Source organism: Paraburkholderia sp. (assembly GCF_004298475.1).
GTDB lineage: Bacteria > Pseudomonadota > Gammaproteobacteria > Burkholderiales > Burkholderiaceae > Paraburkholderia > Paraburkholderia denitrificans.
Genome location: NZ_SCRP01000002.1, coordinates 239,459 through 263,804, shown reverse-complemented (window position 1 = coordinate 263,804; position 24,346 = coordinate 239,459). Strand labels below are relative to the sequence as shown.

Here is a 24,346-nt window from a genome sequence, read left to right as displayed (position 1 = left end):
CCGATTGCCCCCTCTCCAAGGGGGCCGCCGCCGCCCGCCCGGCTGTGCATCTGGCCCTGCGTCCGGCTGTGCGCCTGGCTGTCCACCCGACCTCGCGCCCCGCTCAGTCCGCAGCGTGCTCCACGACGAGCTGCACGCGCGACACGCCGTTCCACGTGTCGCGCACGAGCCGGTAGGCGAGCGTCGTGTGCTGCGGCAGCGATTCCGTGTGATTGAACCAGATCGCGTTGAAGCGCTGGCGTCCGCGCAACAGTTGCAGCTTCAGATGCTTGTCCTTCACGAGCGCCTGCGACGCCACCTCGAATTCGCCCGCGAACATCGGCGCCGGGAAGCCCTGGCCCCAAACTGCCGCGTCGAGCATCTCGACGAAATCCGGCGTGAAATAGGCGTCTTCGAGGTCGCCGTCGGTCTCGACGGTGCGTGCGAGCGCCTCGGCCGAGAGCCACTCGCGGCCCACGCGCTCGAACGCGGCGGCGAAGCGCGGCACGTCGGCCGTGGCGATCGTGAGGCCGGCCGCCATCGCGTGGCCGCCGAACTTGTGGATGAGGCCCGGCTCGCGCTTGCTGATCAGATCGACCGCGTCGCGCAGATGGAACCCGGGGATCGAGCGGCCCGAGCCCTTTACGCATGCGCCGCCGTCGTCGGCAAGTGCGAACGTAAAGGACGGGCGATGGAATTTCTCCTTGAGCCGGCCCGCGACGATCCCGATCACGCCCTGATGCCACGCCGGATTGAAGAGGGTGAGCGTGGCGGTGCCCTCGGGATCGACGTCGGCGAGATCGGCGAGCGCCTGCTGCTGCATCCCGGCCTCGATTTCGCGGCGCTCGCGGTTCATGGCGTCGAGCTGTTGTGCGAGCGCCCACGCGCGGCCGACATCGTCGGTGGTCAGGCACTCGATGCCGAGCGACATGTCGGAGAGGCGGCCCGCCGCATTCAGGCGCGGCCCGAGCGCGAAGCCGAGGTCGAATCCCGACGCGGTCCGCGCTTCGCGGCCCGCGGCGCGAAAGAGGGCCGCGATGCCGGGCTGCATGCGGCCGTTGCGAATGCGCTGGAGCCCTTGCGCGACCAGTACGCGGTTGTTGGCATCGAGCTTCACGACGTCGGCGATGGTGCCGAGCGCCACGAGATCGAGCAGGCCGTCGAGGCGCGGTTCGGGGCGCGCTTCGGTGAACACGCCGCGGCGGCGCAGTTCCGCGCGCAGCGCGAGCAGCACGTAGAACATCACGCCGACGCCCGCGATGCACTTGCTTTCGAACGTGCACCCAGGCTGGTTCGGATTCACGATCGCGCGCGCGGCGGGCAGCGTGTCGCCGGGCAGGTGGTGATCGGTGACGAGCACGTCGATGCCGAGTGCGTTGGCCGCGGCTACGCCCTCGACGCTTGCGATACCGTTGTCGACGGTAATCAGCAGCTCGGGCCGCTGTGTGCCGAACGTGCCGGGCGTGCCCTCCCGGCGCTGCGTCGCGAGCGCGACGATCTCCGGCGTGAGGCCGTAGCCGTACTCGAAGCGGTTCGGCACGAGGTAGTCGATCTGCGCGCCGAGCATGCGCAGCCCGCGCACGGCCACGGCGCAGGCGGTCGCGCCGTCGCAGTCGTAGTCGGCGACGACCAGCATGCGGCGGTTCGCGGCGAGCGCGTCGGCGAGCAGCACGGCGGCTTCGTCGACGCCCTTCATCGCGGCGGGCGGCATGAGGCGCGCGAGGCCGGTTTCGATTTCGTCGGGCTGGCAGACGCCGCGCGACGCATAGAGCCGTGCGAGGACCGGATGCAGGCCGTGGCGAACGAGCGCTTCGGTGTCCGCGGGGGCGGAGGCGCGGGTGACGATTCGGGTCATGCGGGACGGCTCGGTCGGGAGGTTATTCGATGAAGAGCGAGGCAAGGACGCGCCGCCGCCAGAGCTTGCGCAGATCGCCGCGCGTGATCGTGAGATCGACCGAGCCGGTGTCGCCGCACAGCGTGAGGCCGAGCGCGCGAAGCTCGCCCGTCTGCAGCGCCGCGAGCGCGGGCGCGAACCACTCGCGCTCCAGATCGGCGAAGGCCGCGTTCCAGCGGCCCCAGTCCTGGTCGATGAACGGCGCGGAAAACGGGTCGAGTTCGACGAGCGTCGTGCCGCCGCTGGTGCCTGTCGAGCCGGACGCGGACGTGGCGAACGCGGCGAAGGTCGAGGGCGCGCTGCCCGCATCGACGCCTGCCGCAAGCGCGAGCCCGCGTGTGGCGGCGGCATCGGAGCGCACGCGCGCGAACGGGCTTTGCACCGGGCGCATCGTGCCCTGGGCATGCAGCCAGATCGAATTGACGGCGGGCAGGCCATGCGCTTCGCGCGCCTCGTTGACGGGGTGCTCGTGCCATGCCATCTGCACTTCGTTCTGCGCCTTCATCCAGGCGCGCGAACGCTTGCCCGAACCGGCCTCGTGCGGAAGCCAGATTTCGATGTTGCGCCCGCTCGCGCGCAGCGGCGACGCGCCGGTGAGCATGCCGAACGCGTCGCTCGCGAGATACCAGCGATACGGCGTCGGCGCGACGACCTGCACGCCGAGTTCTTCGATCAGCGGCTTCGCTGCGGCGTAGAGCGTGGCGGCGTCGGCATCGGTGAGATCGAGCGCGGCCGGGTCGATCAGGACCAGATGGTCGTGCGCGATGCGCACGTGCACCGGCTGCACGCACGCCCAGGCGGTGTCGCCGGGCGTGCCGCCGTCGGCAAGCAGCATGTAGGGAGCGAGCGGCGCTTCGTCGGCGGCAGCGGACGTGTTTGCCGCGCCGGTCACGCCGAATTGCTTGGCCACCCAGCGCTCGTGCGGCAGGGTGCGCTGAAAATCCTCGCCGATGACGGTTTCGCCCGAACTGGCGCGAGCGATGAGTTTGTCGAGCGCGGGCGTGTCGAGACCGGCGAGGGCGGTTGAGGCCACTGCCGCAGACGGCAGCGCGAACGGAATGAGAAGGTGAAGTCGGTCAACGGGCATGATGGGCGGAATTGTACTTCGGCGCTCCGGCTGCGGGGCATGCCGCGGCATCGTGTAGCCCGATCGCGCGCCGCTGTGCGTGTCCAGTGTGTGTTCAGTGCGTGTCCAGAATGCGTCCCGTCGTATGTATCCGGCACTTGTGTGCGAATTTTTGCTCGAAAGAGGTGCGTGCGGTTCGCGCGCCACCGGTTCATGGGGCGTATTGGTGTGCCGATGTGGCAAACTTCGCGTTTGGCCGCCGCGCCGCGCAAGCGGGGTGGCAGTCAGCGGTCGGTGCCTGGCTGGTGCCTGGTTGGTACTTGGTTTGACCAGGCGCAGCGGCGGTGCGCACGCACGCGCCGCCTCGGCCGCATCATGAAGACGCAGATAAGGATTCGCTTGAAACTTCCCTACGAATGGCAGATAGGCTGGCGCTACACCCGCGCCGGCAAGCGCACGTCCGGCAACGGGTTCATCTCGTTCATCGCGCTCGTTTCGATGTCGGGGATCGCGCTCGGCGTCGCGGCGCTGATCGTCGTGCTCTCGGTGATGAACGGGTTCCAGCGCGACGTGCGCGACCGCATGCTCTCCGTGCTCGCGCACATCGAGATTTTCTCCCCGGCCGGTTCGATGCCCGACTGGCAACTGACCGCGAAAGAGGCGAAGGCCAATCCCGAGGTGATCGGCGCCGCGCCCTACGTGGATGCGCAGGCGCTGCTCACGCGCGGTGACAGCGTGAGCGGCGTCGCGCTGCGCGGGGTCGAGCCATCGGAGGAGCCGCAAGTCTCCGACATCGGCAAGGAAATGAAAGCGGGCAGCCTGAACGACCTGACGCCGGGCAGTTTCAGCATCGTGCTGGGCGCCGATCTCGCGTCGAGCCTCGGCGTGCAGACCGGCGACAAGGTCACGCTCGTCGCGCCCGAAGGATCGATCACGCCTGCGGGCATGCTGCCGCGCCTGAAGCAGTTCACGGTGGCCGGCGTGTTCGAATCGGGGCACTACGAGTACGACAGCACGCTCGCGCTCGTGAATATCCGCGATGCCCAGGTGCTCTACCGCCTGCCCGCGCCGACCGGCGTGCGCCTGCGCCTGAAGGACATGCAGCGCGCGCCCACGGTCGCGCGCCAGCTCGTACACACGCTGACGGGCGACCTGTACATCCGCGACTGGACCCAGCAGAACAAGACGTGGTTCTCGGCGGTGCAGATCGAAAAGCGCATGATGTTCATCATCCTCACGCTCATCATTGCCGTGGCCGCGTTCAATCTCGTGTCGTCGCTCGTGATGACCGTCACCAACAAGCAGGCCGACATCGCCATCTTGCGCACGCTCGGCGCGCAGCCCGGGTCGATCATGAAGATCTTCGTCGTGCAGGGCGTGACGATCGGCTTCGTCGGGACCGGCATCGGCATCGCGCTCGGCTGCCTGATCGCGTGGAGCATTCCGTGGCTCGTGCCGATGATCGAGCACGTGCTCGGCGTGCAGTTCCTGCCGCCTTCCGTCTACTTCATCAGCGAGCTGCCTTCGGAACTCGTCGCCTCCGACGTGATCCGCATCGGCCTGATTGCGTTCGTGCTGTCCGCGCTTGCGACGCTCTATCCGAGCTGGCGCGCGGCCAAGGTTCGTCCTGCGGAGGCACTGCGCTATGAATGACCGTCAATCGCTGCTCGCTGCTGCGGGCGATTATCCCTATGTGCTCGAAGCGCATGGCATCTCGAAGACGTTCAGCCAGGGCGGGCTCGAAGTGCAGGTGCTCCGGCACACCGAACTCAAGGTGCGGCGCGGCGAGAAGCTCGCGATCGTGGGCGCGTCGGGCTCCGGCAAGAGCACGCTGCTGCACGTGCTGGGCGGCCTCGACGAGCCGGGCACGGGCAAGGTTTCGGTGCTCGGCAAGCCGTTTACCGAACTCTCCGAGCGCGAGCGCAACGATCTGCGCAACCGCGCGCTCGGCTTCGTCTATCAGTTCCACCATCTGCTGCCGGAGTTCACGGCGCTCGACAACGTCGCGATGCCGCTGCGGATTCGCCGCATGACCCAGGACGACGCGCGCCGCGAGGCGCTCGCGACGCTCGATCGCGTGGGGCTCGCGCATCGCGCGAAGCACCGTCCCGGACAACTGTCGGGCGGCGAGCGGCAGCGCGTGGCGATTGCCCGCGCGCTCGTGACCAAGCCCGCGTGTGTGCTGGCCGACGAGCCGACCGGCAACCTCGACGGCAGCACCGCCGACACCGTGTTCAACCTGATGCTCGAACTGTCCGATATGTTCGACACGAGCTTCGTGATCGTCACGCACGACCCGGATCTCGCAGCCCGCTGCGACCGCACCGTGCGGCTGCGCGACGGCGTGCTGCACGAGGAGCCGGTCGTCCCGGTGTGAGCGCGCCATGTGGATCGACACGCACTGCCATCTCGACGCCGCCGAATTCGATGCGGACCGCGATGCGGTCGTGTCGGCGGCGCGCGCGGCGGGGGTGTCGCGCATCGTGATTCCCGCGGTTGCGCGCGAGAAGTTCGCAACGGTGCGCGCGCTCGCGCATCGCGTGCCGGGCGCGGTCTACGCGCTCGGCATTCATCCGCTCTATACGCCCGGCGCGCGCGACGAGGATCTCGACGCGCTGCGCCGCGAGATCGAAGCGAGTCTCGACGATCCGCGCTTTGTCGGCATCGGCGAGATTGGCCTCGACTATTTCGTGCCGGAACTCGACGACGCCCGGCAGCAGCATTTCTACGACGCGCAACTCAAGCTCGCGCGCGAATTCGACCTGCCCGCGATCTGCCATGTGCGCAAGTCGCAGGACCAGGTGCTCAAAGGCCTGCGCCGCAACGGCGTGCATCGCGGCATCGCGCACGCGTTCAACGGCAGCTTCCAGCAGGCGAATGCCTTCATCGATCACGGGATCCATCTGGGTTTCGGCGGCAACGTCACGTTCGAGCGCGCGTTGCAGATCCGGCGGCTCGCACAGCAATTGCCGCTCGAAGCGATCGTGATGGAAACCGATGCGCCGGACATTGCGCCCGCCTGGCTTTATCGCGAGCGCAATACGCCCGACCAGGTGCCGCGTATCGGCGCGGTGCTCGCAGGCCTGCGCGGCCTGACGCCCGAAGAACTCGCTCTTGGCACAACGGCTAACGTTGCGGCTGCGCTGCCGCGACTTGCGCTTTCGTCTGCATAATCGTTCGACGGCGGCATGCGGCGCGATGGGGCCGCGCAGGGTGCGTTCGTGTCGTTCGCGCCGTTCATATCGTTCATAGGATTCGCGCCGCCTCGATGCGAGGAGTCCGGATGCGGGCGGTGTGGGGTGGATTTGCACTCGGCGTGCTCTTTCTTCAGTGGCAGGCGGCGCTGCCAGGCCGAGACGGCTGGTTCTTGCTCGTCGTTGCGACGCTGGCGGCCGTCTCCTGGGCTGCATTGACGGCACGGGCGTTGGCCGGTGCGGCGGGCTGCGGGTGCGGCAGGCACAACGATCTGCATGATGTTTCGCTTGGGCGTGGTCGTCCGGATGATGCGGGCGCGTGCTGTGCTCGCCCGCTGGCGGGCCGGTACTACGGTTGCAGGAGGCGCTGGCGGCGCTGGAGCGGCTGGCTGGCCGTATGGCTCGCGGCGGCGTGCATCGGCTTTGGATACGCGGCGTACCGTGCGCAACTTCGCCTCGCCGTCGCATTGCCCGCAGCCTGGGAGAAGCGCGATATCGACGTCACGGGCTATGTCGCCGGGCTGCCGTCTTACGCCGAAGGCCGTGCACGTTTTCTCTTTGCGGTGCAGTCATGGGGCACGCCTGATGCGGGCGCCGTGCTTCCCCGTACGATCCAGCTCACGTGGGTCGCGCGCGACGCGCCGCTGCCGCCGCTCGTGCCCGGCGCGCGCTGGTGCTTGCCGGTGCGCCTGAAACGTCCGCACGGCGAGCGTAACTTCGGCTTGCGCGACGCCGAAGCGGCGCTGCTCGCGCGCGGTGTCCGCGCGACCGGCTATGTGAGCGAACCGCTGCGCGCGCTGCGATTGCCCGGCGAAGCGGGTGGCATCGGCACGGCGATCGAGCGCTGGCGCGCGGCGGTGCGCGCACGGATCGACGCCGTGCTGGCGGGCAAACCGCATCGCGGCATCGTCGTCGCGCTGGCGACTGGCGCACAGGACGCCGTGAGCGCCGCCGACTGGCGGCTGCTGCGCAATACCGGCACGAGCCACCTCGTGGCCATTTCGGGACTGCATCTCGCATTCGTCGCGGGGCTCGCGGGCTGGGCGGCGGGTGCGCTCTGGCGGCGTGCGCGCTGGCGTGGAATCGACGCGCCGCTGATCGTCCCCGCCCAGAAAGTCGCGGTGGCGGGCGCGGTGTGCGCAGCGGCCGTTCATGCCGCGCTCGCGGGCTTCAACGTGCCGGTCCAGCGCGCGCTGTGGATGCTGGCGGTGGCTGCGGCCGCGCTGCTTACCGGGCGCAATGTGGCGCGTTCGCAGGTGCTCGCGTGGGCGCTCGGGCTCGTGCTGATCCGCGATCCTTGGGCTGTGACGGCGGCGGGGTTCTGGCTCTCGTTCTGCGCCGTGGCGGCGATCCTCTTCGTCGTGACAGGCGCGCCCGGCGCACGTTGGGACAACCGTCCGGACGATGTGGCGGAACTCGTCTATCCGGCAGACGATGCGCCGGATGCGCCGCCGGATGCCGCCCGCAAGCGCCGTTTCCTCGCGGGTCTTGCGGGTGCCGCGCGCGGACTGGTGAACCGGTTGATGAGCCGACTGACGGGAGGCGCGCGCGTGCAATGGGCCGTGACGATCGCGCTCGCGCCGCTCACCGCATACTGGTTCGCGCAGATCCCGCTGGTTGGCCCGTTCGCGAACGCGCTCGCCATTCCCATCGTCAGCGCGCTCGTGACGCCCGCCGTGCTTGTGAGCGTCGCGATTGCGCCGCCGCTCGATGCATTCGCGTTGCGCGCGGCGCACGCGTTGCTCGAAGTGCTTGCCGTCGTGCTGGGCCGGTTCGAAAGCGTGCCGTGGGCCGTGCTGCGCCTGCCGCAACCGCACGCATGGACGCTCGCCTGCGCGGCATTGGGCGTCGCGTGGCGCCTCGCGCCGCGCGGCTGGCCGCTGCGCTGGATCGCGCCGTTCATGTGGCTGCCGCTCCTGGCTCCGGCGCCTGCGGGGCCGCCATCCGGCACGTTTCGCCTCACTGCGCTCGATATCGGACAGGGCACATCGGTGCTCGTGCAAACCGCCCGCCACGCGCTGCTCTTCGACGCCGGGCCGGGGCCGGAGTCGACTCACGCCGGTGAACGCATCGTGGTGCCGTATCTGCACGCGCACGGCGTCGAGCGCCTCGACATGCTGATCGTCAGCCACGACGACTCCGATCATTCGGGCGGCGTGCAGGCCGTGCTCGACGAGATCGCGGTGAACCAGTTCGTCGCCGCCATCAGGCCGGAACATCCGTTACTGACAAGCGCACGGCGAACCGGCGCGCAAGTCGTGCAATGCGCGGCGGGCCAGCGCTGGCGCTGGGACGGCGTCGACTTCGAAATGCTCTGGCCGGATGCCGGGCCGCTCGTGCACAAGCCGAATGCGCATAGCTGCGTGCTGCGGGTTTCGACCACCGCGCCCGGAGAGCCGAGCGCCGCGCTGCTTGCCGCCGACATCGAAGCGGCCGCCGAACGCACGCTCGTCTCCCGTGCGCCCGATCGCCTGCGCGCCCAGGTGCTCGTCGTGCCGCATCACGGCAGCCGGACGTCGTCGACCGAGCCGTTCCTCGACTCTGTCTGGCCGCTCGTCGCCATTTTTCAGGTAGGCTACCTGAACCGCTTTCACCATCCGCATCCCGGCGTGTACGCGCGCTACGCCATGCGCGACATCGTCCTCGCGCGCAGCGATATCGACGGCGCCGTGCGCGTCGAGGCCCGGCCGGGCGATCTCGCAGTCGAGCGCTTCATCGACACGCAACGCCGCTACTGGATGGATGCACCGGATGTCGAGCCGATATAACCGCGGTTATAACAACACGGAGACAACGAGCCTTTGAAGAACGTCATTCACTTTTCCCACGCTAACGGCTTTCCGGCCTCGACTTATCGCACGCTGTTCGCCGAACTCGGCGACGGCCACGCGTTGCGCTATATCGAGCGCATCGGGCACGACACGCGCTTTCCGGTCACGCGCGACTGGCCGCATCTCGTCGAGCAGCTGCTGGAGGACATCGAGCGCAACTATGAGCATCCGGTGTGGCTCGTGGGCCATTCGCTCGGCGGCTATCTTTCGCTGATGGCGGCGCTCAGGAGGCCGCAGTGGGTGCGCGGGGTGGTGATGCTCGATTCGCCGGTGATCGCGGGATGGCGCAGCAGCATGCTCAGAATGTCGCAGTGGGCGGGGCTCGACGAACACCTTTCGCCCGCGGCTGTCACGCGCAATCGCCGCACGACCTGGAAGAGCCGCGACGAGGCCTGGCAGCACTTCCATGCGAAGCCCGCCTTCGCGCGCTGGGACGAGCGCGTGCTGTCCGACTATGTCGACTTCGGCATTCCGCAGACTTCGGCGGACGGCACGCGCACGCTTGCGTTCGATCGCCGCACCGAGTATTTGATCTATCGCACGCTGCCGCACACGCTCGGCACGCGTCTCGTCCACGGCTCGCCCGTGCCGGTCGGGTTCATCGCCGGCACGAAGTCGCGGGAGATCCGGCAGGTCGGGCTCGACGCGACACGACGCGTCGCGGGCGAGCGCTTCGAATGGATCGAGGGAAGCCACCTTTACCCGATGGAGCGGCCCATCGAAACGGCCCGCGCCGTGCAGCGGCTCCTGTTCGCGATGGGCGACGGCGCTTGATGCTGTATGACGTCTGCCTGATGCTGCATGACGCTGCCCGAGGCCGCGCGTTCATGGCGCGCGCGGGTGCATGCGGGTGTATGCGGGTGCACGCGCACAACGCGGCAACGGGAGGTTCAGGCCGCTTCCCGCTCCCGAACGGGCGTGCGACATCGCGCCCTGATCGCGGCTTGCGCCGCTCGCGCGAAAAGCCGGGTTAGCCCTGCCTTTACGGTATAATCCGTTTTTCCCGCGAGCATTCAGCGATGACCAAATATGTTTTCGTCACCGGCGGCGTAGTTTCGTCCCTTGGCAAGGGTATTGCCGCCGCCTCCCTCGCCGCGATTCTCGAATCGCGCGGTCTCAAAGTCACCCTCCTCAAGCTCGATCCCTACATCAACGTCGACCCCGGCACGATGAGCCCGTTTCAGCACGGCGAAGTGTTCGTGACGGAAGACGGAGCGGAAACCGACCTCGACCTCGGCCACTATGAGCGCTTCATCAGCACGAAGATGCGCAAGGCCAACAACTTCACCACGGGCCAGATCTACGAATCGGTGATCCGCAAGGAGCGCCGCGGCGATTATCTGGGCAAGACCGTGCAGGTCATCCCGCACATCACGAACGAGATCCAGGCATTCGTCGAGCGCGGCGCGGCATCCGCGACGTGCGGCGAGCCCGATGTCGCGATCGTCGAGATCGGCGGCACGGTGGGCGACATCGAATCGCTGCCGTTCCTCGAAGCCGTGCGTCAGATGAGCCTGCGCCTCGGCCGCAACAGTGCGTGCTTCGTGCACCTCACGCTCGTGCCGTTCATCGCGACGGCGGGCGAGCTGAAGACCAAGCCCACCCAGCACAGCGTGCAGAAGCTGCGCGAAATCGGTATCTATCCGAACGTGCTGCTGTGCCGCGCCGACCGTCCGATTCCGGACGACGAGCGCCAGAAGATCTCGCTCTTCTCGAACGTGCCGCAGGACGCCGTGATCTCGGTCTGGGACGCGGACAGCATCTACAAGATCCCGCAGATGCTGCACGACCAGGGGCTCGACTCGATCGTCTGCGAAGAACTCAAGCTCTCCCCGAAGCCCGCCGACCTGTCGATGTGGGCGGAGATGGTCGAGAAGCTCGAACATCCGAAGCACGAAGTCACGATCGGCATGGTCGGCAAGTACGTCGATCTGACCGAGTCGTACAAGTCGCTCATCGAAGCGCTGCGTCACGCGTCGATCAAGACGTCGACGAAGGTGAACATCGAGTACATCGATTCCGAGCAGATCGACGAAGAGGGCGTGGACAGCCTCAAGCACCTCGACGCGATCCTCGTGCCGGGCGGCTTCGGCCGTCGCGGCACCGAAGGCAAGATCAAGGCGATCCGCTACGCCCGCGAGGCGAAGGTGCCGTATCTCGGCATCTGCCTCGGCATGCAGCTCGCGGTGATCGAGTTCGCGCGCGACGTGGTGGGCCTCGCGCAAGCGAACAGCACGGAATTCAACCCGGATACGCCCGACCGCGTGGTCGCTCTCATCACCGAATGGGCCGACCGCGAAGGCAAGGTCGAAAAGCGCAGCGAAAACTCGGATCTCGGCGGCACGATGCGCCTCGGTTCGCAGCGCTGCCCGATCAAGCCCGGCACGCTCGCATCGCAGATCTACGGCAAGGACGTGAACGAGCGTCACCGCCACCGTTATGAGGTCAACAACGGTTACGTGCCCAAGCTCGAAGCAGGCGGCCTCGTCATCAGCGCCCGCACGCCGACCGAAGATCTGCCGGAGATGATGGAACTGTCGCGCGAGATGCACCCGTGGTTTGTCGGCGTCCAGTTCCACCCCGAATTCACGTCCACGCCGCGCGACGGCCATCCGCTCTTCAAGGCGTATGTGGAAGCGGCGCTCGCGCACCAGCTCTCGCGTGCCGAGGAGAAAGCATGAATCTGTGCGGTTTCGAGGTCGGGCTCTCCCGCCCGTTTTTCCTGATCGCGGGCACGTGTGTCGTCGAATCGGAGCAGATGACGATCGACACCGCCGGCCGCCTGAAGGAAATCACGGAGAAGCTCGGCATTCCGTTCATCTACAAGTCGTCGTACGACAAGGCCAATCGCTCGAGCGGCAAGTCGTTTCGCGGCCTCGGGATGGACGAGGGCCTGCGCATCCTGTCCGAAGTGAAGCGCCAGCTCGGTCTGCCCGTGCTGACCGACGTGCACACCGAAGAAGAGATCGGACCCGTTGCCTCGGTCGTGGACGTGCTGCAAACGCCTGCGTTCCTGTGCCGCCAGACCGACTTCATCCACGCGTGCGCGCGCTCGGGCAAGCCGGTCAACATCAAGAAAGGCCAGTTTCTCGCGCCGCACGACATGAAGAATGTCATCGACAAGGCGCGCGACGCCGCGCGTGAAGCGGGTCTCTCCGAAGACCGCTTCATGGCGTGCGAACGCGGCGTTTCGTTCGGTTACAACAATCTCGTCTCGGATATGCGCTCGCTTGCGATCATGCGCGAGACCGGCGCGCCGGTCGTGTTCGATGCGACTCACTCGGTGCAACTGCCGGGCGGACAGGGCACGAGCTCGGGCGGCCAGCGCGAATTCGTGCCGGTGCTCGCGCGCGCGGCCGTGGCGACGGGCGTGGCGGGTCTCTTCATGGAAACGCATCCGAAGCCTTCCGAGGCGAAATCGGATGGTCCGAACGCCGTGCCGCTCAACCGCATGGCAGACTTGCTCGAAACGCTCGTGACGCTCGACCAGGCGGTCAAGCGCGCACCGTTCCTCGAAAGCGATTTCAACTGATTACGCAGCCGGGCGCAGTTACTTGTGGTCACTTGTAATTGCGCCCGGTTGCGTGTGGTTTTGCGACAGCATTTGAGTAATTGGCTGCAGTGACGTAGTGCGCGCCGCTTTGGATGCACGAGCGGCGTGATGGAGGAGAAACGCGGAAGTAGAAACGCGGCGCACGATCGGCCGCGCAGCGGCGCCGAAGCGTGCGCCGCGCTGCACAAGTTGAACCCGACCCACGCGCCGCCTGTCCCACGCGACAGGGCATTCCGTACGTGCAGAAGCTGCGCCTTGCGGATCCATGCAGGCGGCGCCGGTCGCGCAAGAATTACTGTCATTTCCTGAGGAAACCATGAGTGCAATCGTAGATATCATCGGTCGAGAGATTCTCGATTCTCGCGGCAACCCCACCGTCGAATGCGACGTGCTGCTCGAATCGGGCACGATGGGCCGCGCGGCTGTGCCGTCGGGCGCGTCGACGGGCTCGCGCGAAGCGATCGAGCTGCGCGACGGCGAAGCCGGCCGCTACAACGGTAAGGGCGTGCTGAAGGCGGTCGAGCACATCAATACGGAAATCTCCGAGGCGATCATGGGCCTCGACGCTTCGGAACAGGCTTTCCTCGACAAGACCCTGCTCGAGCTCGACGGCACCGACAACAAGTCGCGCCTCGGCGCGAACGCGATGCTGGCCGTTTCGATGGCCGTCGCGAAGGCCGCCGCTGAAGAAGCCGGCCTGCCGCTGTACCGCTACTTCGGCGGCTCGGGCGCGATGCAACTGCCGGTGCCGATGATGAACATCGTCAACGGCGGCGCGCACGCGAACAACAGCCTCGACATCCAGGAATTCATGATCGTGCCGGTGAGCCAGCCGACCTTCCGCGAAGCGCTGCGTTGCGGCGCGGAAGTGTTCCACGCGCTCAAGAAGATCCTCTCGGATCGCGGCATGAGCACGGCAGTCGGCGACGAAGGCGGCTTCGCGCCGAACTTCGGCAGCAATGACGAATGCCTGTCGACCATCCTGCAAGCCATCGAGAAGGCCGGCTACCGCGCGGGCGAAGACGTGCTGCTCGCGCTCGACTGCGCGGCCAGCGAGTTCTACCACGACGGCAAGTACCAGCTGGCGGGCGAAGGCCTGCAACTGTCGTCGGCGGAATTCAGCGACTACCTCGCGACGCTCGCCGACAAGTTCCCGATCGTCTCGATCGAAGACGGCATGCACGAGAGCGACTGGGCCGGCTGGAAGCTGCTGACCGACAAGCTCGGCAAGAAGATCCAGCTCGTCGGCGACGACCTGTTCGTCACGAACACGCGCATCCTGAAAGAGGGCATCGAGAAGGGCATCGCGAACTCGATCCTCATCAAGATCAACCAGATCGGCACGCTGACGGAAACCTTCGCGGCAATCGAAATGGCCAAGCGCGCGGGCTACACGGCCGTGATCTCGCACCGCTCGGGCGAAACCGAAGACTCGACGATCGCGGACATCGCCGTCGGCCTGAACGCGGGACAGATCAAGACCGGCTCGCTCTCGCGCAGCGACCGCATCTCGAAGTACAACCAGCTGCTGCGAATCGAGGAAGATCTCGGCGATATCGCAACCTATCCGGGCAAGTCGGCGTTCTACAATCTGCGCTGATGGTGTATTGATACGCAGAGCACGCTGGTAACAGCCTTGCTGTCCTCCTTCGGCTCGTGTCTTCGCCGCCCCGCGTTCTGCGCGGGGCGGCGTGTATTTATCCGGCATCCTTCATGCGGCTTGTCACTGTCGTCCTGATCATTCTGCTGGCGCTGGTCCAGTACCCGCTCTGGTGGGGACGGGGCGGGTGGCTGCGCGTGCACGAAATTCAGGGGCAACTCGCCCAGCAGCTCAAGCAGAACGAGGACGAGAAAACGCGCAACGACCGCATTGCGGGCGAAGTGCAGGATCTCCAGAACGGGACTGCCGCCGTTGAAGAGCGCGCGCGCTACGAAATGGGCATGGTGAAGGACGGCGAGGTGTTCGTGCAGTTCGTCTCGCCGAACCAGCCGCCGCCCGCGCCCAGCGCGTCGTCGAACACGTCGACGCGCGGCGTGATGTCGGATGCGCCCGTGAAGGTCGTGCCGAACCCGGTGTCGCGCGTGCCCGAAAGGAAGCGTGGGCGCGCGAAGGACGCGAAGAAGACGGATACGAAGAAGGTCGACGCGAAGAAGTCGGAAGCGAAGAAAAAGGCCGGGCGGACCTGACGGTTGCCAGATTCGCCGGACTGTTCGGCACGGCTGGATTCAATGAAAAAGCGCGGCAGTCAGCCGCGCTTTTTTACTTTCTGCTATCGGTTCACCAGCCCCATCCCCAGCCCGGGTAGCCATAGCCCCAGCCTCCGCCGTAGTAGCCGCCGTAGTTGCCACCGTAGTAGCTGCCGAACGTCGTGACGGGCGGCGCAACGGTGCGTGCCCAGGCCTGCGCGGCTGCTTCGGCGGCTATCGCGCGCTCCTGGTCGGCGAGCGCCTGGCGGTCGATGGCGTCGTAGCGCGCGCGTTCCGCGGGCGTGAGCGGATGTGCGTTCGCGGACACGCCCGACTGCTCGGGGCTGAGCCGGCTCAGGATCGGTGACGGACCTGGCGGGGCCATCACGCAGCCGCTTGTCAATGCGATGCCCGCGCCGAGCACCATCATCGTCGCGATTGCCGAAAGGCGCGGCTGCACGTTGCGCCGCAGACTTTCGCGGCTGTTTTTCCCGCTCATGCTCTTCTCCATCCGTCGGATGCCTAAGCAAATCATACGCATGCCGGGCATCCGAATGTCAGCCTGAATTTCGGCTCAATCTCGCCGCAATCACACGCGCTGCCGCCGGCACGGCAGCGCGTTCCCCGATGATCGTCGCAGCGCTCAGTGGCGCCGGTCCGCTGCGGGCGCAATGCCTTCCGAGAGGCCGGGCGCCGCGAAAAGTTGCGCCACGTCCACGGGATCGAACTCGTAGCGCTGGTTGCAGTAGTCGCAGTGGATTTCGACGTGGCCGCGTTCCTCGATCACGCCGTCCACTTCGCCGCGCCCCAGCATCTTCAGCATCGCGCCGACCTTCTCGCGCGAGCAGCTGCACTGAAAGCGCGTCTGCGCGGGTTCGAAGTGGTGCACGTTCTCCTGCCAGAAGAGGCGGCGGAACAGCACCTCGGGTTCCTGTTCGAGCAGTTCCGCGCGAGACAGCGTGCCGCCGAGCGTGCAGACGCGGTCCCACGTATCGGTGTCGAGTTCGCCTGCGTGCGGCACGATCCCGCCGTCGCCGGGCAGCTTCTGCAGCATCACGCCGACCGCGCGCTCGCCGTTGGCCGCGAGCCACATGCGCGTGTCGAGCTGCTCCGAGTGATGCATGTAGTGCTCGAGGACCTCGGAAATCGAATGGAGCGGGCCGTCCGTGCCGTTCAGCGGCACGATGCCCTGATACGGCTGCTGGCCCGGCTGCTTGCTGGCCGGGTCAAGCGTGATGACGCAGCGCGCATTGCCGCTCACGTTGATGAGGCCGGCGATCGTCATGTCATCGGGCAGCGCCGCGGCGTCGTCGGCCGTGAGACCGTCGGCGAGCCGCGCGGTCGCGCGCATCGAGAGATCCGAGGCGCACTGCACGACCAGCATGCGCACGGGACCGTCGCCGAAAATCTGCATGATCAGCGTGCCGTCGAACTTCAGATTGGCCGACAGCAGCGCGCACGCCGCCATCATCTCGCCGAGCACGGTCTGCACCGGCGCGGGATATTGACGGCGCGTGAGCACCTCTTGCCACGTACTGCGCAGGGAGACGATCTCACCACGCACCGGGGCGGCGCTGAACAAGAATTTCTGCAACTGGTCGTTCACAATCTTTTCCTTCGTTTCGATTCATACGGCGCGGCGCGCATGGGCAGACAGGCCTAGCCGATGCGCACGAGCTGCGCCTTGAAATATTCGCGACGCTTCGCGTAGACATCCGCGTTGCGCTTGAGTCCCGCGATGTCGGCCTCGGTGAGTTCGCGCACCACTTTCGCCGGTGCGCCGAGAATCAGCGAGTTGTCGGGGAACACCTTGCCCTCGGTGACCACCGCGCCCGCGCCGACCAGACAGTTGCGGCCGATCACCGCGCCGTTCAAGACCACGGCCTGAATCCCGATGAGCGCGCCTTCCTTCACCGTGCAGCCGTGCAGCATGGCCTGGTGGCCCACCGTCACGTTCGCTTCGAGCGTGAGCGGGTAGCCGGGATCCGTGTGCAGCACCGCGCCTTCCTGGATATTGGTGCGCTCGCCGACCGTGATCGGCTCGTTGTCGCCGCGCAGCGTCGCGCCGAACCAGACGCTCGCGTCCTCGGCCAGGGTCACCGTGCCGATGACGGTTGCGTTGTCCGCGACGAACACGCTTTCGTGAATAGTGGGTGCGGCTTCGCCAAGCTTGTAGATGGCCACGGTGTTGCGTCTCCTGAGGTCGGGGGGGCTGCGGTGCGGATGCGGCGTCGTTGCGTCAGGGCAGGGCGCACGGCAGGTGAATCGCGTATTGTAAACGGTCGCGCGCGGACCGCCTGGCGTGCCGCGCGGTGCCGCGACCTGGACTATTTCTGCGCTTTCTCGTTCGTTCCCGATGACTTCCATTGCTTCAGTCGATTCCAAGCTGTGTGCCCAACGTATCGGCGTGCCCGGTAACTGGCGTCTTGCCGCGCTCGATGCGCTGCGTGAGCGCGATCCCGGCGCGAAAGCCGAAGCCGTGCAGGCGCTCCATGCGCTCGTGCAGGACGGCATATCGAATGGCATGTCGAATCACATATCGTGCTGGGATGCGCAGCGCGAAATCGACGCGCCCGCGGATCTGCCGGGGCGGCCGGCTCGTCCTGTGCTGGTCGAGCCGCGCCAGCTGGAGCGGCGCAGCATGAGCACGCCGCAAGGCCGCGTGGTCCTGCTGCACGCGCTCGCGCACATCGAATTCAACGCGATCAATCTCGCACTCGACGCCGTCTGGCGTTTCCCCGGCATGCCCGACGCGTTCTACGCCGACTGGCTGACGGTCGCTGCCGAAGAAGCCTTTCACTTCTCGCTGCTCGGCGCGCGCCTCGCGGACTACGGTCACGCCTACGGCGATTTTCCGGCCCACAACGGCCTGTGGGAGATGTGCGAGCGCACGCGCGACGATGTCCTCGCGCGCATGGCGCTCGTGCCGCGCGTGCTGGAGGCGCGCGGGCTCGATGCTGCGCCGCCGATCCGCGCGCGCCTGAAGCAGGCGGGCGACGACCAGTCTGCAGCAGTGCTCGATGTGATCCTGCGTGATGAGGTAGGGCATGTGCGCATCGGCAATCGCTGGTTCCGCTTCCTGTGCGAAGCGCGCGGACTGGATCCGCACGCGGCGTGGCTCACGCTCGCACAGCAGTACCGCGCGCCGAAGATGCGCGGGCCGTTCAACTTCGAGGCGCGCCGCTCGGCGGGCTTCGACGACGCGGAACTCGACACACTCGCGTCCCAGGATGCGCCGGAACAGGCCGCAGCGGATGCGCGGCTGCGTGACGACGACAAAGATGAATAAGGGCGCAGTCAGATGCGGGTCAGCATCTGTCGATATAATCGAACGACCATTCTTTTCTACCTGTATTTTCCACCTTCACGCATGAACGTTTCCCGATCCGAATTCGTTGAAGTCAATGGCATCCGGCTGCACGTGCGGTGCTGGGGCGCCGCCGACGCGCCGGTCCTCTTCATGCTGCACGGCTGGATGGATGTCGCGGCGTCGTTTCAGTTCGTCGTCGATGCGCTGGGCGGCGACTGGCAGGTCATCGCGCCGGACATGCGCGGCTTCGGTCTCTCGGACTGGCCGGTTGCGGAGCAGGGCGGCGGCAGTTACTGGTTTTACGACTACCTCGCCGATCTGGATGTGCTGCTCGATCGTTACGCGCCGACCGGTGCGGTCAACCTCGTCGGCCACAGCATGGGCGCGAACATCGCGTGTCTCTATGCGGGCGTGCGGCCACAGCGCGTGCGCCGCGTGGTCGATCTGGAAGGATTCGGCATGCCTGCGCCGGCCGCCGCCGAAGCGCCGAGGCGCGTGCGCGCGTGGCTCGACGAATTGCGCGAGCCGCCCGCGATGCGTCGTTATGCGTCGCTCGACGACGTGGCCGCGCGCCTCGTGAAGACGAATCCGCGGCTCGCCGCACTGCGTGCGCGCTTTCTCGCGCAGCACTGGTCGAAACCGGACGGCGAAGGCGGCTACCTGCTGCTCGCCGATGCGGCTCACAAAATGCGCAGCCCGCTGCTTTACCGCATCGACGAGGTGATGGCGATCTGGTCGCACGTAAGCGCCAAGGTGCTGCACGTCGAGGCGGCCCACTCCGAAACGCTTGCGCGGCTGGCGGGCGCCGTGCCGATCGGCGAATTCAAGACGCGATTCGAGGCGTTCCCCGACTGGCGCGAGCGCATCGTCGACGATGCCGGGCACATGATCCACCACGACCAGCCCGAGCAAATCGCCCGGCTGATCGAAGCCTTCTGCGCGTAGCGGCGAGACCGAGTCGGGCATCGTTGCCGATGCTTTGCCGATGACATCGCAGGCCGGTGGCGCGCACCGCGTCGGCCGCGCCCGGACGGCGTCACTGCATTGCAGTAGAATCGACGCCTGACTTTTTCACGCTAGCGATGAACGCCGATCTGCACTGTCACTCCACCGTTTCGGACGGCCAGATGGCCCCCGCCGCTGTCGCGCGGCTGGCGCAGTCGGGCGGCGTCACGCTGTGGGCGCTCACCGATCACGATGAGGTCGGCGGCCAGCGCGAGGCGCGCGCAGCGGCCGAGGCGCTCGGCATGCGCTATCTGTGCGGCGTCGAGATCTCGGTGACGTGGGCGTCGCGCACCGTGCACATCGTCGGTTTGAACGTCGATCCCGAATGCCCCGCGCTCGTGGAAGGGCTCGTGCAGACGCGTAACGGCCGCGCCGCGCGTGCGGTTGCGATCGGCGAGCGGCTCGGCGAACTCGGCATTGCCGACGCCTATGACGGCGCGCTGCGCTACGTCTCCAATCCCGATCTGATCTCGCGCACCCACTTCGCACGTTTTCTCGTCGAGTCGGGCCGTGCGAAGAACACCCAGGACGCGTTTTCGCGCTGGCTCGGCGAGGGCAAGCCCGGCTATATCGGGCACCGCTGGGCGAAGCTCGGCGACGCGGTCGCATGGATCAAGGCCGCGGGCGGCGAGGCCGTCGTCGCGCATCCGGGCCGCTACCTCTACACGCCGCTCGAATTCGACACGTTCTTCGGTGAGTTCATCGACCGGGGCGGCAAGGCCATCGAGGTCGTCACCGGCAGCCATACGCCGGATCAATACGCCGAGTACGCCGCCGTCGCGCGCCGTTTCGGCTTCGAGGCGTCGCGCGGATCGGACTTCCATGCGCCCGGACCCGATTCGATCGCGCCCGGCAGCCTGCCGCCGCTTCCCTCCGATCTCAAGCCAGTCTGGGAACGATGGCTGTAGGCCGCGCTTGCGCGGCCCGCAACCCTGGCCTACCGTCGCGCCGGAACGTGTCGCGGCGTCGTACCGCAGTGTTGTACCGCAGTGTCGTACGATATGTCGGCGCTGCTTCGGCGTTTTGCCCCCTGATAGCTGATCGAGCCCATGTCCCAGTACTTTCGGCTTCACCCCGATAATCCGCAGCCGCGCCTGCTCAAGCAGGCCGCGCAGATCGTCCGCGAGGGCGGCCTGATCGCGCTGCCCACCGATTCGAGCTACGCGCTGGCGGCCCGCATCGACGACAAGCACGCTGCCGAGCGTCTGCGCCGGATTCGCGCTCTGGACGAGCGGGCGCTGCTCTCGTTGATGGTGCGGGACCTGTCCGAGCTGGCCAATTTCGCGATGGTGGACAACCAGCAGTACCGGCTCATCAAGTCGGTGACGCCGGGGCCGTACGTGTTCGTGCTCCAGGCCACGAAAGAAGTGCCGCGGCGGCTCTCGCATCCGTCACGCAAGACGATCGGGCTGCGTGTGCCGGGTCATGCGATTCCGCTCGGGATTCTCGAAGAGCTTGGCGAGCCGCTGCTCGCGACGACGCTGATCCTGCCGCCCGACACCGAACCGCTCAACGAACCCGAAGAGATCCGCGAGCGGCTCGAAAAACAGCTCGATCTGGTGATCGACGGCGGCGCATGCCCGTGCGAGCCTTCGACGGTCATCGATCTTACGGGCCGCGAGCCGGTGCTCGTGCGCGCGGGGCGCGGCAGCCTCGCGCCGTTCGGCCTCGAACAGGAGGCATGAGGCACGCCTTTGTCACTCTTCGGCCGCCACGCGCCGCCATTCGCCACCATCCGCCGCTTCCGCGATCGTTACGCCATCGCTTGACCGCCCGGGCCGCGCCCCGGGGCATTGATACAATACCGCGCCATGGATGCTTCACTGATACAGACGATCGCCGTCTACGCCCTTCCGGTCATCTTCGCCATCACGCTGCACGAGGCCGCGCACGGCTATGTCGCGCGCGCGCTCGGCGACAACACGGCATATGTTCTCGGCCGCGTCTCGCTCAATCCGATGCGCCATATCGATCCGGTCGGAACGATCGCGATGCCGCTCATCCTTTATTTCCTCACGAGCGGCGCGTTCGTGTTCGGCTACGCGAAGCCCGTGCCGATTTCGTTCGGCAATCTGCGCAATCCGCGCTGGGGCACGCTCTGGGTCGCGGCGGCCGGGCCGGGCTGCAATTTCGTCCAGGCGCTCGTGTGGGGGCTCGTCACTGTCGCGCTACTGGCGTTCGGCATCGACGAGCCGTTCTTCACGCGCATGGCGCAGGCCGGCGTCGGCGTGAATCTCGTGCTCGGCGTGCTCAACCTCTTTCCGCTGCCGCCGCTCGACGGCGGCCGCGTTCTCGCGGCACTTTTGCCGACGCGCGCGAGCATTGCGCTCTCGCGGCTCGAGCCCTATGGTTTCATCATCGTGATGGCGCTGCTCGTGACAGGCGTATTTACACGATTCTGGCTGCGTCCGCTCGTGAGCTTCGGCTACGACGTGGTCACGGTCATCCTTACTCCACTTATGTCGCTCTTTTCATAACATCATGTTCCCTGACCGTATCTTCTCCGGCATGCGGCCCACCGGGTCGCTGCACCTCGGCCACTATCACGGCGTGCTGAAAAACTGGGTGCGGCTGCAGTCCGAGTACCCGTGCTTTTTCTGCGTGGTCGACTGGCATGCGCTCACGACGCACTACGAAACGCCCGAGGTCATCGAGAAAAACGTCTGGGACGTGCTGATCGACTGGCTGGCGTCCGGCATCGATCCGAACCAGGCGACGCTGTTCATCCAGAGCCGCGTGCCCGAGCACGCCGAACTGGCGCTGCTGCTCGGCATGAGCACGCCGCTGTCCTGGCTCGAACGCGTGCCGACCTACAAGGAGCAGATCGAGAAGCTGCGCGACAAGGATCTCGGCACCTACGGCTTCCTCGGCTATCCGGTGCTCATGGCCGCCGACATCCTGCTGTACCGCGCGTCGCTCGTGCCGGTCGGCGAGGACCAGGTGCCGCACGTCGAGATGGCGCGCGAGATGGCGCGCCGCTTCAATTACATGTACGGCCGCGAGCCCGGCTTCGAGGACAAGGCGAATGAAGCCGCGAAGAAGCTCGGCGGCAAGCGCTCGAAGCTCTACCACGAGCTGCGCAACGCGTATCAGCAGGAGGGCGACGAAGAGGCGCTCGAACAGGCGCGCGCGATGCTGTCGGAGTCGCAGAGCCTGTCGATGAGCGACCGCGAACGCCTCTTCGGCTACCTCGAAGGCTCGCGCAAGATCATTCTGCCGGAGCCGCAGGTGCTGCTCACGGAAGCGTCGCGCATGCCGGGCCTCGACGGCCAGAAGATGTCGAAGTCGTACGGCAACACGATCGGCCTGCGCGAAGACGCCGAGTCGATCACGAAGAAAGTCCGCACGATGCCGACCGACCCGGCGCGCGTGCGCCGCACCGATCCGGGCGATCCGGACAAGTGCCCGGTGTGGCAGCTGCACCAGGTCTACACGGACGAAGCGACGCACGACTGGGTGCAAAAGGGTTGCCGTTCGGCGGGGATTGGCTGCCTCGAGTGCAAGCAGCCCGTGATCGACGGCATCCTGCGCGAGCAGCAGCCGATGCTGGAGCGGGCGCAGAAGTACATGGACGACCCGTCGCTCCTGCGTGCAATCGTCGCCGACGGCTGCGACAAGGCGCGCAAGTTCGCGAGCGAGGCCATGCGCGACGTGCGCGAGGCGATGGGCCTCTCGTACAACTGAGGGCGCTCGCGTGACGACGCCCGTATCCGCTGCCGGCGCGCCGCACGGCGCGCTCGCCGAACCGTCGCGCTGGGTGCGCCAGTGGGCGCATCTCGTCGCGCCGGGGCAGGCGGTGCTCGAGGTGGCGTCGGGGATGGGGCGCAACGCCCGGTTCTTCGCGCAGCGCGGCCACCCGGTATTGGCGCTCGATCGCGACGCCGCCGCACTGGCGACGATGGCCGGCGTGGCGGGAATCGAGACGCTCGAATGCGACCTCGAAGGCGCGCCCTGGCCGCTCGCGCCACAGCGGCAATTTACGGCGGTGGTCGTGACCCACTATCTGCACCGGCCGCTCATGCCGCGTTTAATCGACGCACTGGCGCCGGGCGGCGTGCTGATCTACGAGACTTTTGCGCAAGGCAACGAGACTGTCGGCAAGCCGTCCAATCCCGCTTTCCTGCTCGCGCCGGGCGAACTGCTGGCGGCGTGCACGCCCGCGCTGCGGGTGATCGCGTATCAGGACGGCTTTCTCGCCGAGCCGCGCGAGGCGTTCATCCAGCGGATCTGCGCGGTGCGCGAGACGCATGCGACGAGCCCTGCTGTAACGGCCGGTAGTAGAGGCGCGGCTCAGGTACTTCCCGTACGGCGGTACGATCTGACCGGCTAATCCGCTACAATCGCAATTTAACGTACTCATTTTTAGACGTTTCATGGCTAACGGCACCCAGGACGGCATCACGTTGCGCGGCAGTATCCCCGCGATCGTCACCCCCATGCACGAGGACGGCAGTCTCGACCTGCCGGCGTTCCGCAAACTGATCGACTGGCATGTCGAAGAGGGGACGGATGCCCTCGTCGTCGTCGGCACGAGCGGGGAGTCCGCCACGCTCGACGTCGAAGAGCACATCCTGATGGTCAAGACGGCGGTTGAGCACGCCGCTGGCCGCATGCCGATCATCGCCGGTTCAGGCGGCAATTCCACTGCTGAAGCGATCGAACTGACGCGCCAGGCCAGGGCCGTTGGCGCGCACGCTTCGCTCCAGGTCGTGCCGTATTACAACAAGCCGACCCAGGAAGGCATGTACCGCCACTTCTCGAAGATCGCCGAGACGGTCGATCTGCCGGTCGTGCTGTACAACGTGCCGGGCCGCACCGTTGCGGACATGTCGAACGAGACGATCCTGCGCCTTGCGCAGGTGCCGGGCATCGTGGGCGTGAAGGAAGCGACGGGCAACATCGACCGTGCCGCACACCTCATCAAGCACGCGCCCGAGGGTTTCAGCATTTTCAGCGGTGACGATCCTACGGCGATTGCGCTGATGCTGCTCGGCGGCCACGGCAATATTTCGGTGACTGCGAACGTTGCGCCGCGCCAGATGAGCGACCTGTGCAAGGCAGCGCTCGAAGGCGACGTGAAGACCGCGCGTGCGATCCACATGAAGCTTTTGTCGCTGCACAAGAATCTGTTCATCGAATCGAACCCGATTCCCGTGAAGTGGGCGCTGCAGGAACTCGGCCGCATCGAAGGCGGCATTCGCCTGCCGCTCACGCCGCTCGACGCCCGCTACCACGACGTGGTGCGCACGGCATTGCGCGAAGCCGGTCTGATCGGCTGATTTGCCGGTAAACAAGCCCGATCAAGAGCCCGGCCAAGCCCGATTATT

The 24,346-nt window shown here is 66.8% G+C and carries 22 protein-coding genes; 17 read left to right on the top strand and 5 right to left on the bottom strand.

The window, feature by feature from the left end; all coding sequences use genetic code 11:
- Positions 1-103 precede the first annotated feature (103 nt).
- Both recJ and EPN59_RS01315 read right to left on the bottom strand, forming a co-directional pair.
- A complete protein-coding gene (recJ, locus tag EPN59_RS01320; RefSeq protein ID WP_293042372.1) occupies positions 104-1,834 on the bottom strand; it encodes a single-stranded-DNA-specific exonuclease RecJ in 1,731 nt (576 codons plus the stop codon).
- A gap of 22 nt (positions 1,835-1,856) precedes the next feature.
- Complete coding sequence (locus tag EPN59_RS01315) at positions 1,857-2,972, bottom strand: regulator (RefSeq protein WP_293042399.1); 1,116 nt, start codon at positions 2,970-2,972, stop codon at positions 1,857-1,859.
- A 366-nt stretch (positions 2,973-3,338) separates the two neighbouring features.
- Here EPN59_RS01315 and EPN59_RS01310 point away from each other — a divergent pair, with 366 nt between their 5' ends.
- From EPN59_RS01310 to ftsB, 9 genes are all read left to right on the top strand, one after another.
- A complete protein-coding gene (locus tag EPN59_RS01310; protein ID WP_293042375.1) occupies positions 3,339-4,592 on the top strand; it encodes a lipoprotein-releasing ABC transporter permease subunit in 1,254 nt (417 codons plus the stop codon).
- Positions 4,585-5,316, top strand: a complete 732-nt coding sequence (gene lolD / locus EPN59_RS01305) for a lipoprotein-releasing ABC transporter ATP-binding protein LolD (protein WP_293042378.1) — start codon at positions 4,585-4,587, stop codon at positions 5,314-5,316. The genes EPN59_RS01310 and lolD overlap by 8 nt, the downstream gene beginning before the upstream one ends.
- 7 nt (positions 5,317-5,323) lie before the next feature.
- Positions 5,324-6,112: a TatD family hydrolase gene (locus EPN59_RS01300; protein WP_293042381.1), complete on the top strand. Its 789-nt coding sequence runs from the start codon at positions 5,324-5,326 to the stop codon at positions 6,110-6,112.
- Positions 6,113-6,222: 110 nt separating this feature from the next.
- Positions 6,223-8,901 (top strand): DNA internalization-related competence protein ComEC/Rec2, encoded by a 2,679-nt coding sequence (locus tag EPN59_RS01295; RefSeq protein ID WP_293042384.1) that lies wholly within the window; start codon positions 6,223-6,225, stop codon positions 8,899-8,901.
- A 33-nt stretch (positions 8,902-8,934) separates the two neighbouring features.
- Positions 8,935-9,738, top strand: a complete 804-nt coding sequence (locus EPN59_RS01290; protein ID WP_293042387.1) for an alpha/beta hydrolase — start codon at positions 8,935-8,937, stop codon at positions 9,736-9,738.
- 245 nt (positions 9,739-9,983) lie between these two features.
- Positions 9,984-11,645: a CTP synthase gene (locus tag EPN59_RS01285; protein WP_293042390.1), complete on the top strand. Its 1,662-nt coding sequence runs from the start codon at positions 9,984-9,986 to the stop codon at positions 11,643-11,645.
- Positions 11,642-12,496 (top strand): 3-deoxy-8-phosphooctulonate synthase, encoded by an 855-nt coding sequence (kdsA, locus tag EPN59_RS01280; RefSeq protein WP_293042393.1) that lies wholly within the window; start codon positions 11,642-11,644, stop codon positions 12,494-12,496. The genes EPN59_RS01285 and kdsA overlap by 4 nt, the downstream gene beginning before the upstream one ends.
- Before the next feature lie 337 nt (positions 12,497-12,833).
- Positions 12,834-14,117 (top strand): phosphopyruvate hydratase, encoded by a 1,284-nt coding sequence (gene eno, locus EPN59_RS01275; RefSeq protein WP_293045379.1) that lies wholly within the window; start codon positions 12,834-12,836, stop codon positions 14,115-14,117.
- A 113-nt stretch (positions 14,118-14,230) separates the two neighbouring features.
- Entirely contained in the window at positions 14,231-14,704 is a 474-nt protein-coding gene (ftsB, locus tag EPN59_RS01270) for a cell division protein FtsB (RefSeq protein ID WP_293042486.1), read from the top strand.
- Positions 14,705-14,795: 91 nt separating this feature from the next.
- On the opposite strand, the gene EPN59_RS01265 is transcribed toward ftsB, so the two are convergent.
- The 3 genes from EPN59_RS01265 to EPN59_RS01255 all read right to left on the bottom strand — a co-directional run bounded on the left by EPN59_RS01265 (position 14,796) and on the right by EPN59_RS01255 (position 16,888).
- Entirely contained in the window at positions 14,796-15,134 is a 339-nt protein-coding gene (locus EPN59_RS01265) for a hypothetical protein (RefSeq protein WP_293042491.1), read from the bottom strand.
- A gap of 213 nt (positions 15,135-15,347) precedes the next feature.
- Complete coding sequence (locus EPN59_RS01260; protein ID WP_293042483.1) at positions 15,348-16,310, bottom strand: Hsp33 family molecular chaperone HslO; 963 nt, start codon at positions 16,308-16,310, stop codon at positions 15,348-15,350.
- 53 nt (positions 16,311-16,363) lie between these two features.
- Entirely contained in the window at positions 16,364-16,888 is a 525-nt protein-coding gene (locus tag EPN59_RS01255) for a gamma carbonic anhydrase family protein (RefSeq protein ID WP_293042480.1), read from the bottom strand.
- 172 nt (positions 16,889-17,060) lie between these two features.
- Between EPN59_RS01255 and EPN59_RS01250 the strand changes: the two genes are divergently transcribed.
- The 8 genes from EPN59_RS01250 to dapA all read left to right on the top strand — a co-directional run bounded on the left by EPN59_RS01250 (position 17,061) and on the right by dapA (position 24,298).
- Positions 17,061-17,993: a ferritin-like domain-containing protein gene (locus EPN59_RS01250; protein ID WP_293045377.1), complete on the top strand. Its 933-nt coding sequence runs from the start codon at positions 17,061-17,063 to the stop codon at positions 17,991-17,993.
- Between the two features lie 81 nt (positions 17,994-18,074).
- The gene (locus EPN59_RS01245; RefSeq protein WP_293045374.1) at positions 18,075-18,959 is read left to right on the top strand and encodes an alpha/beta hydrolase; all 885 of its coding nucleotides are present in this window, start codon (positions 18,075-18,077) and stop codon (positions 18,957-18,959) included.
- Positions 18,960-19,096: 137 nt separating this feature from the next.
- Positions 19,097-19,927: a PHP domain-containing protein gene (locus EPN59_RS01240; protein ID WP_293037339.1), complete on the top strand. Its 831-nt coding sequence runs from the start codon at positions 19,097-19,099 to the stop codon at positions 19,925-19,927.
- A gap of 141 nt (positions 19,928-20,068) precedes the next feature.
- Positions 20,069-20,704, top strand: a complete 636-nt coding sequence (locus EPN59_RS01235; RefSeq protein WP_293037341.1) for an L-threonylcarbamoyladenylate synthase — start codon at positions 20,069-20,071, stop codon at positions 20,702-20,704.
- A gap of 126 nt (positions 20,705-20,830) precedes the next feature.
- Positions 20,831-21,496: a site-2 protease family protein gene (locus EPN59_RS01230; protein ID WP_293034095.1), complete on the top strand. Its 666-nt coding sequence runs from the start codon at positions 20,831-20,833 to the stop codon at positions 21,494-21,496.
- 4 nt (positions 21,497-21,500) lie between these two features.
- Positions 21,501-22,703 (top strand): tryptophan--tRNA ligase, encoded by a 1,203-nt coding sequence (locus EPN59_RS01225; protein WP_293034094.1) that lies wholly within the window; start codon positions 21,501-21,503, stop codon positions 22,701-22,703.
- A gap of 10 nt (positions 22,704-22,713) precedes the next feature.
- Entirely contained in the window at positions 22,714-23,349 is a 636-nt protein-coding gene (locus EPN59_RS01220; protein WP_293034093.1) for a methyltransferase domain-containing protein, read from the top strand.
- Positions 23,350-23,392: 43 nt separating this feature from the next.
- Entirely contained in the window at positions 23,393-24,298 is a 906-nt protein-coding gene (gene dapA, locus EPN59_RS01215) for a 4-hydroxy-tetrahydrodipicolinate synthase (RefSeq protein ID WP_293034092.1), read from the top strand.
- Positions 24,299-24,346 lie beyond the last annotated feature (48 nt).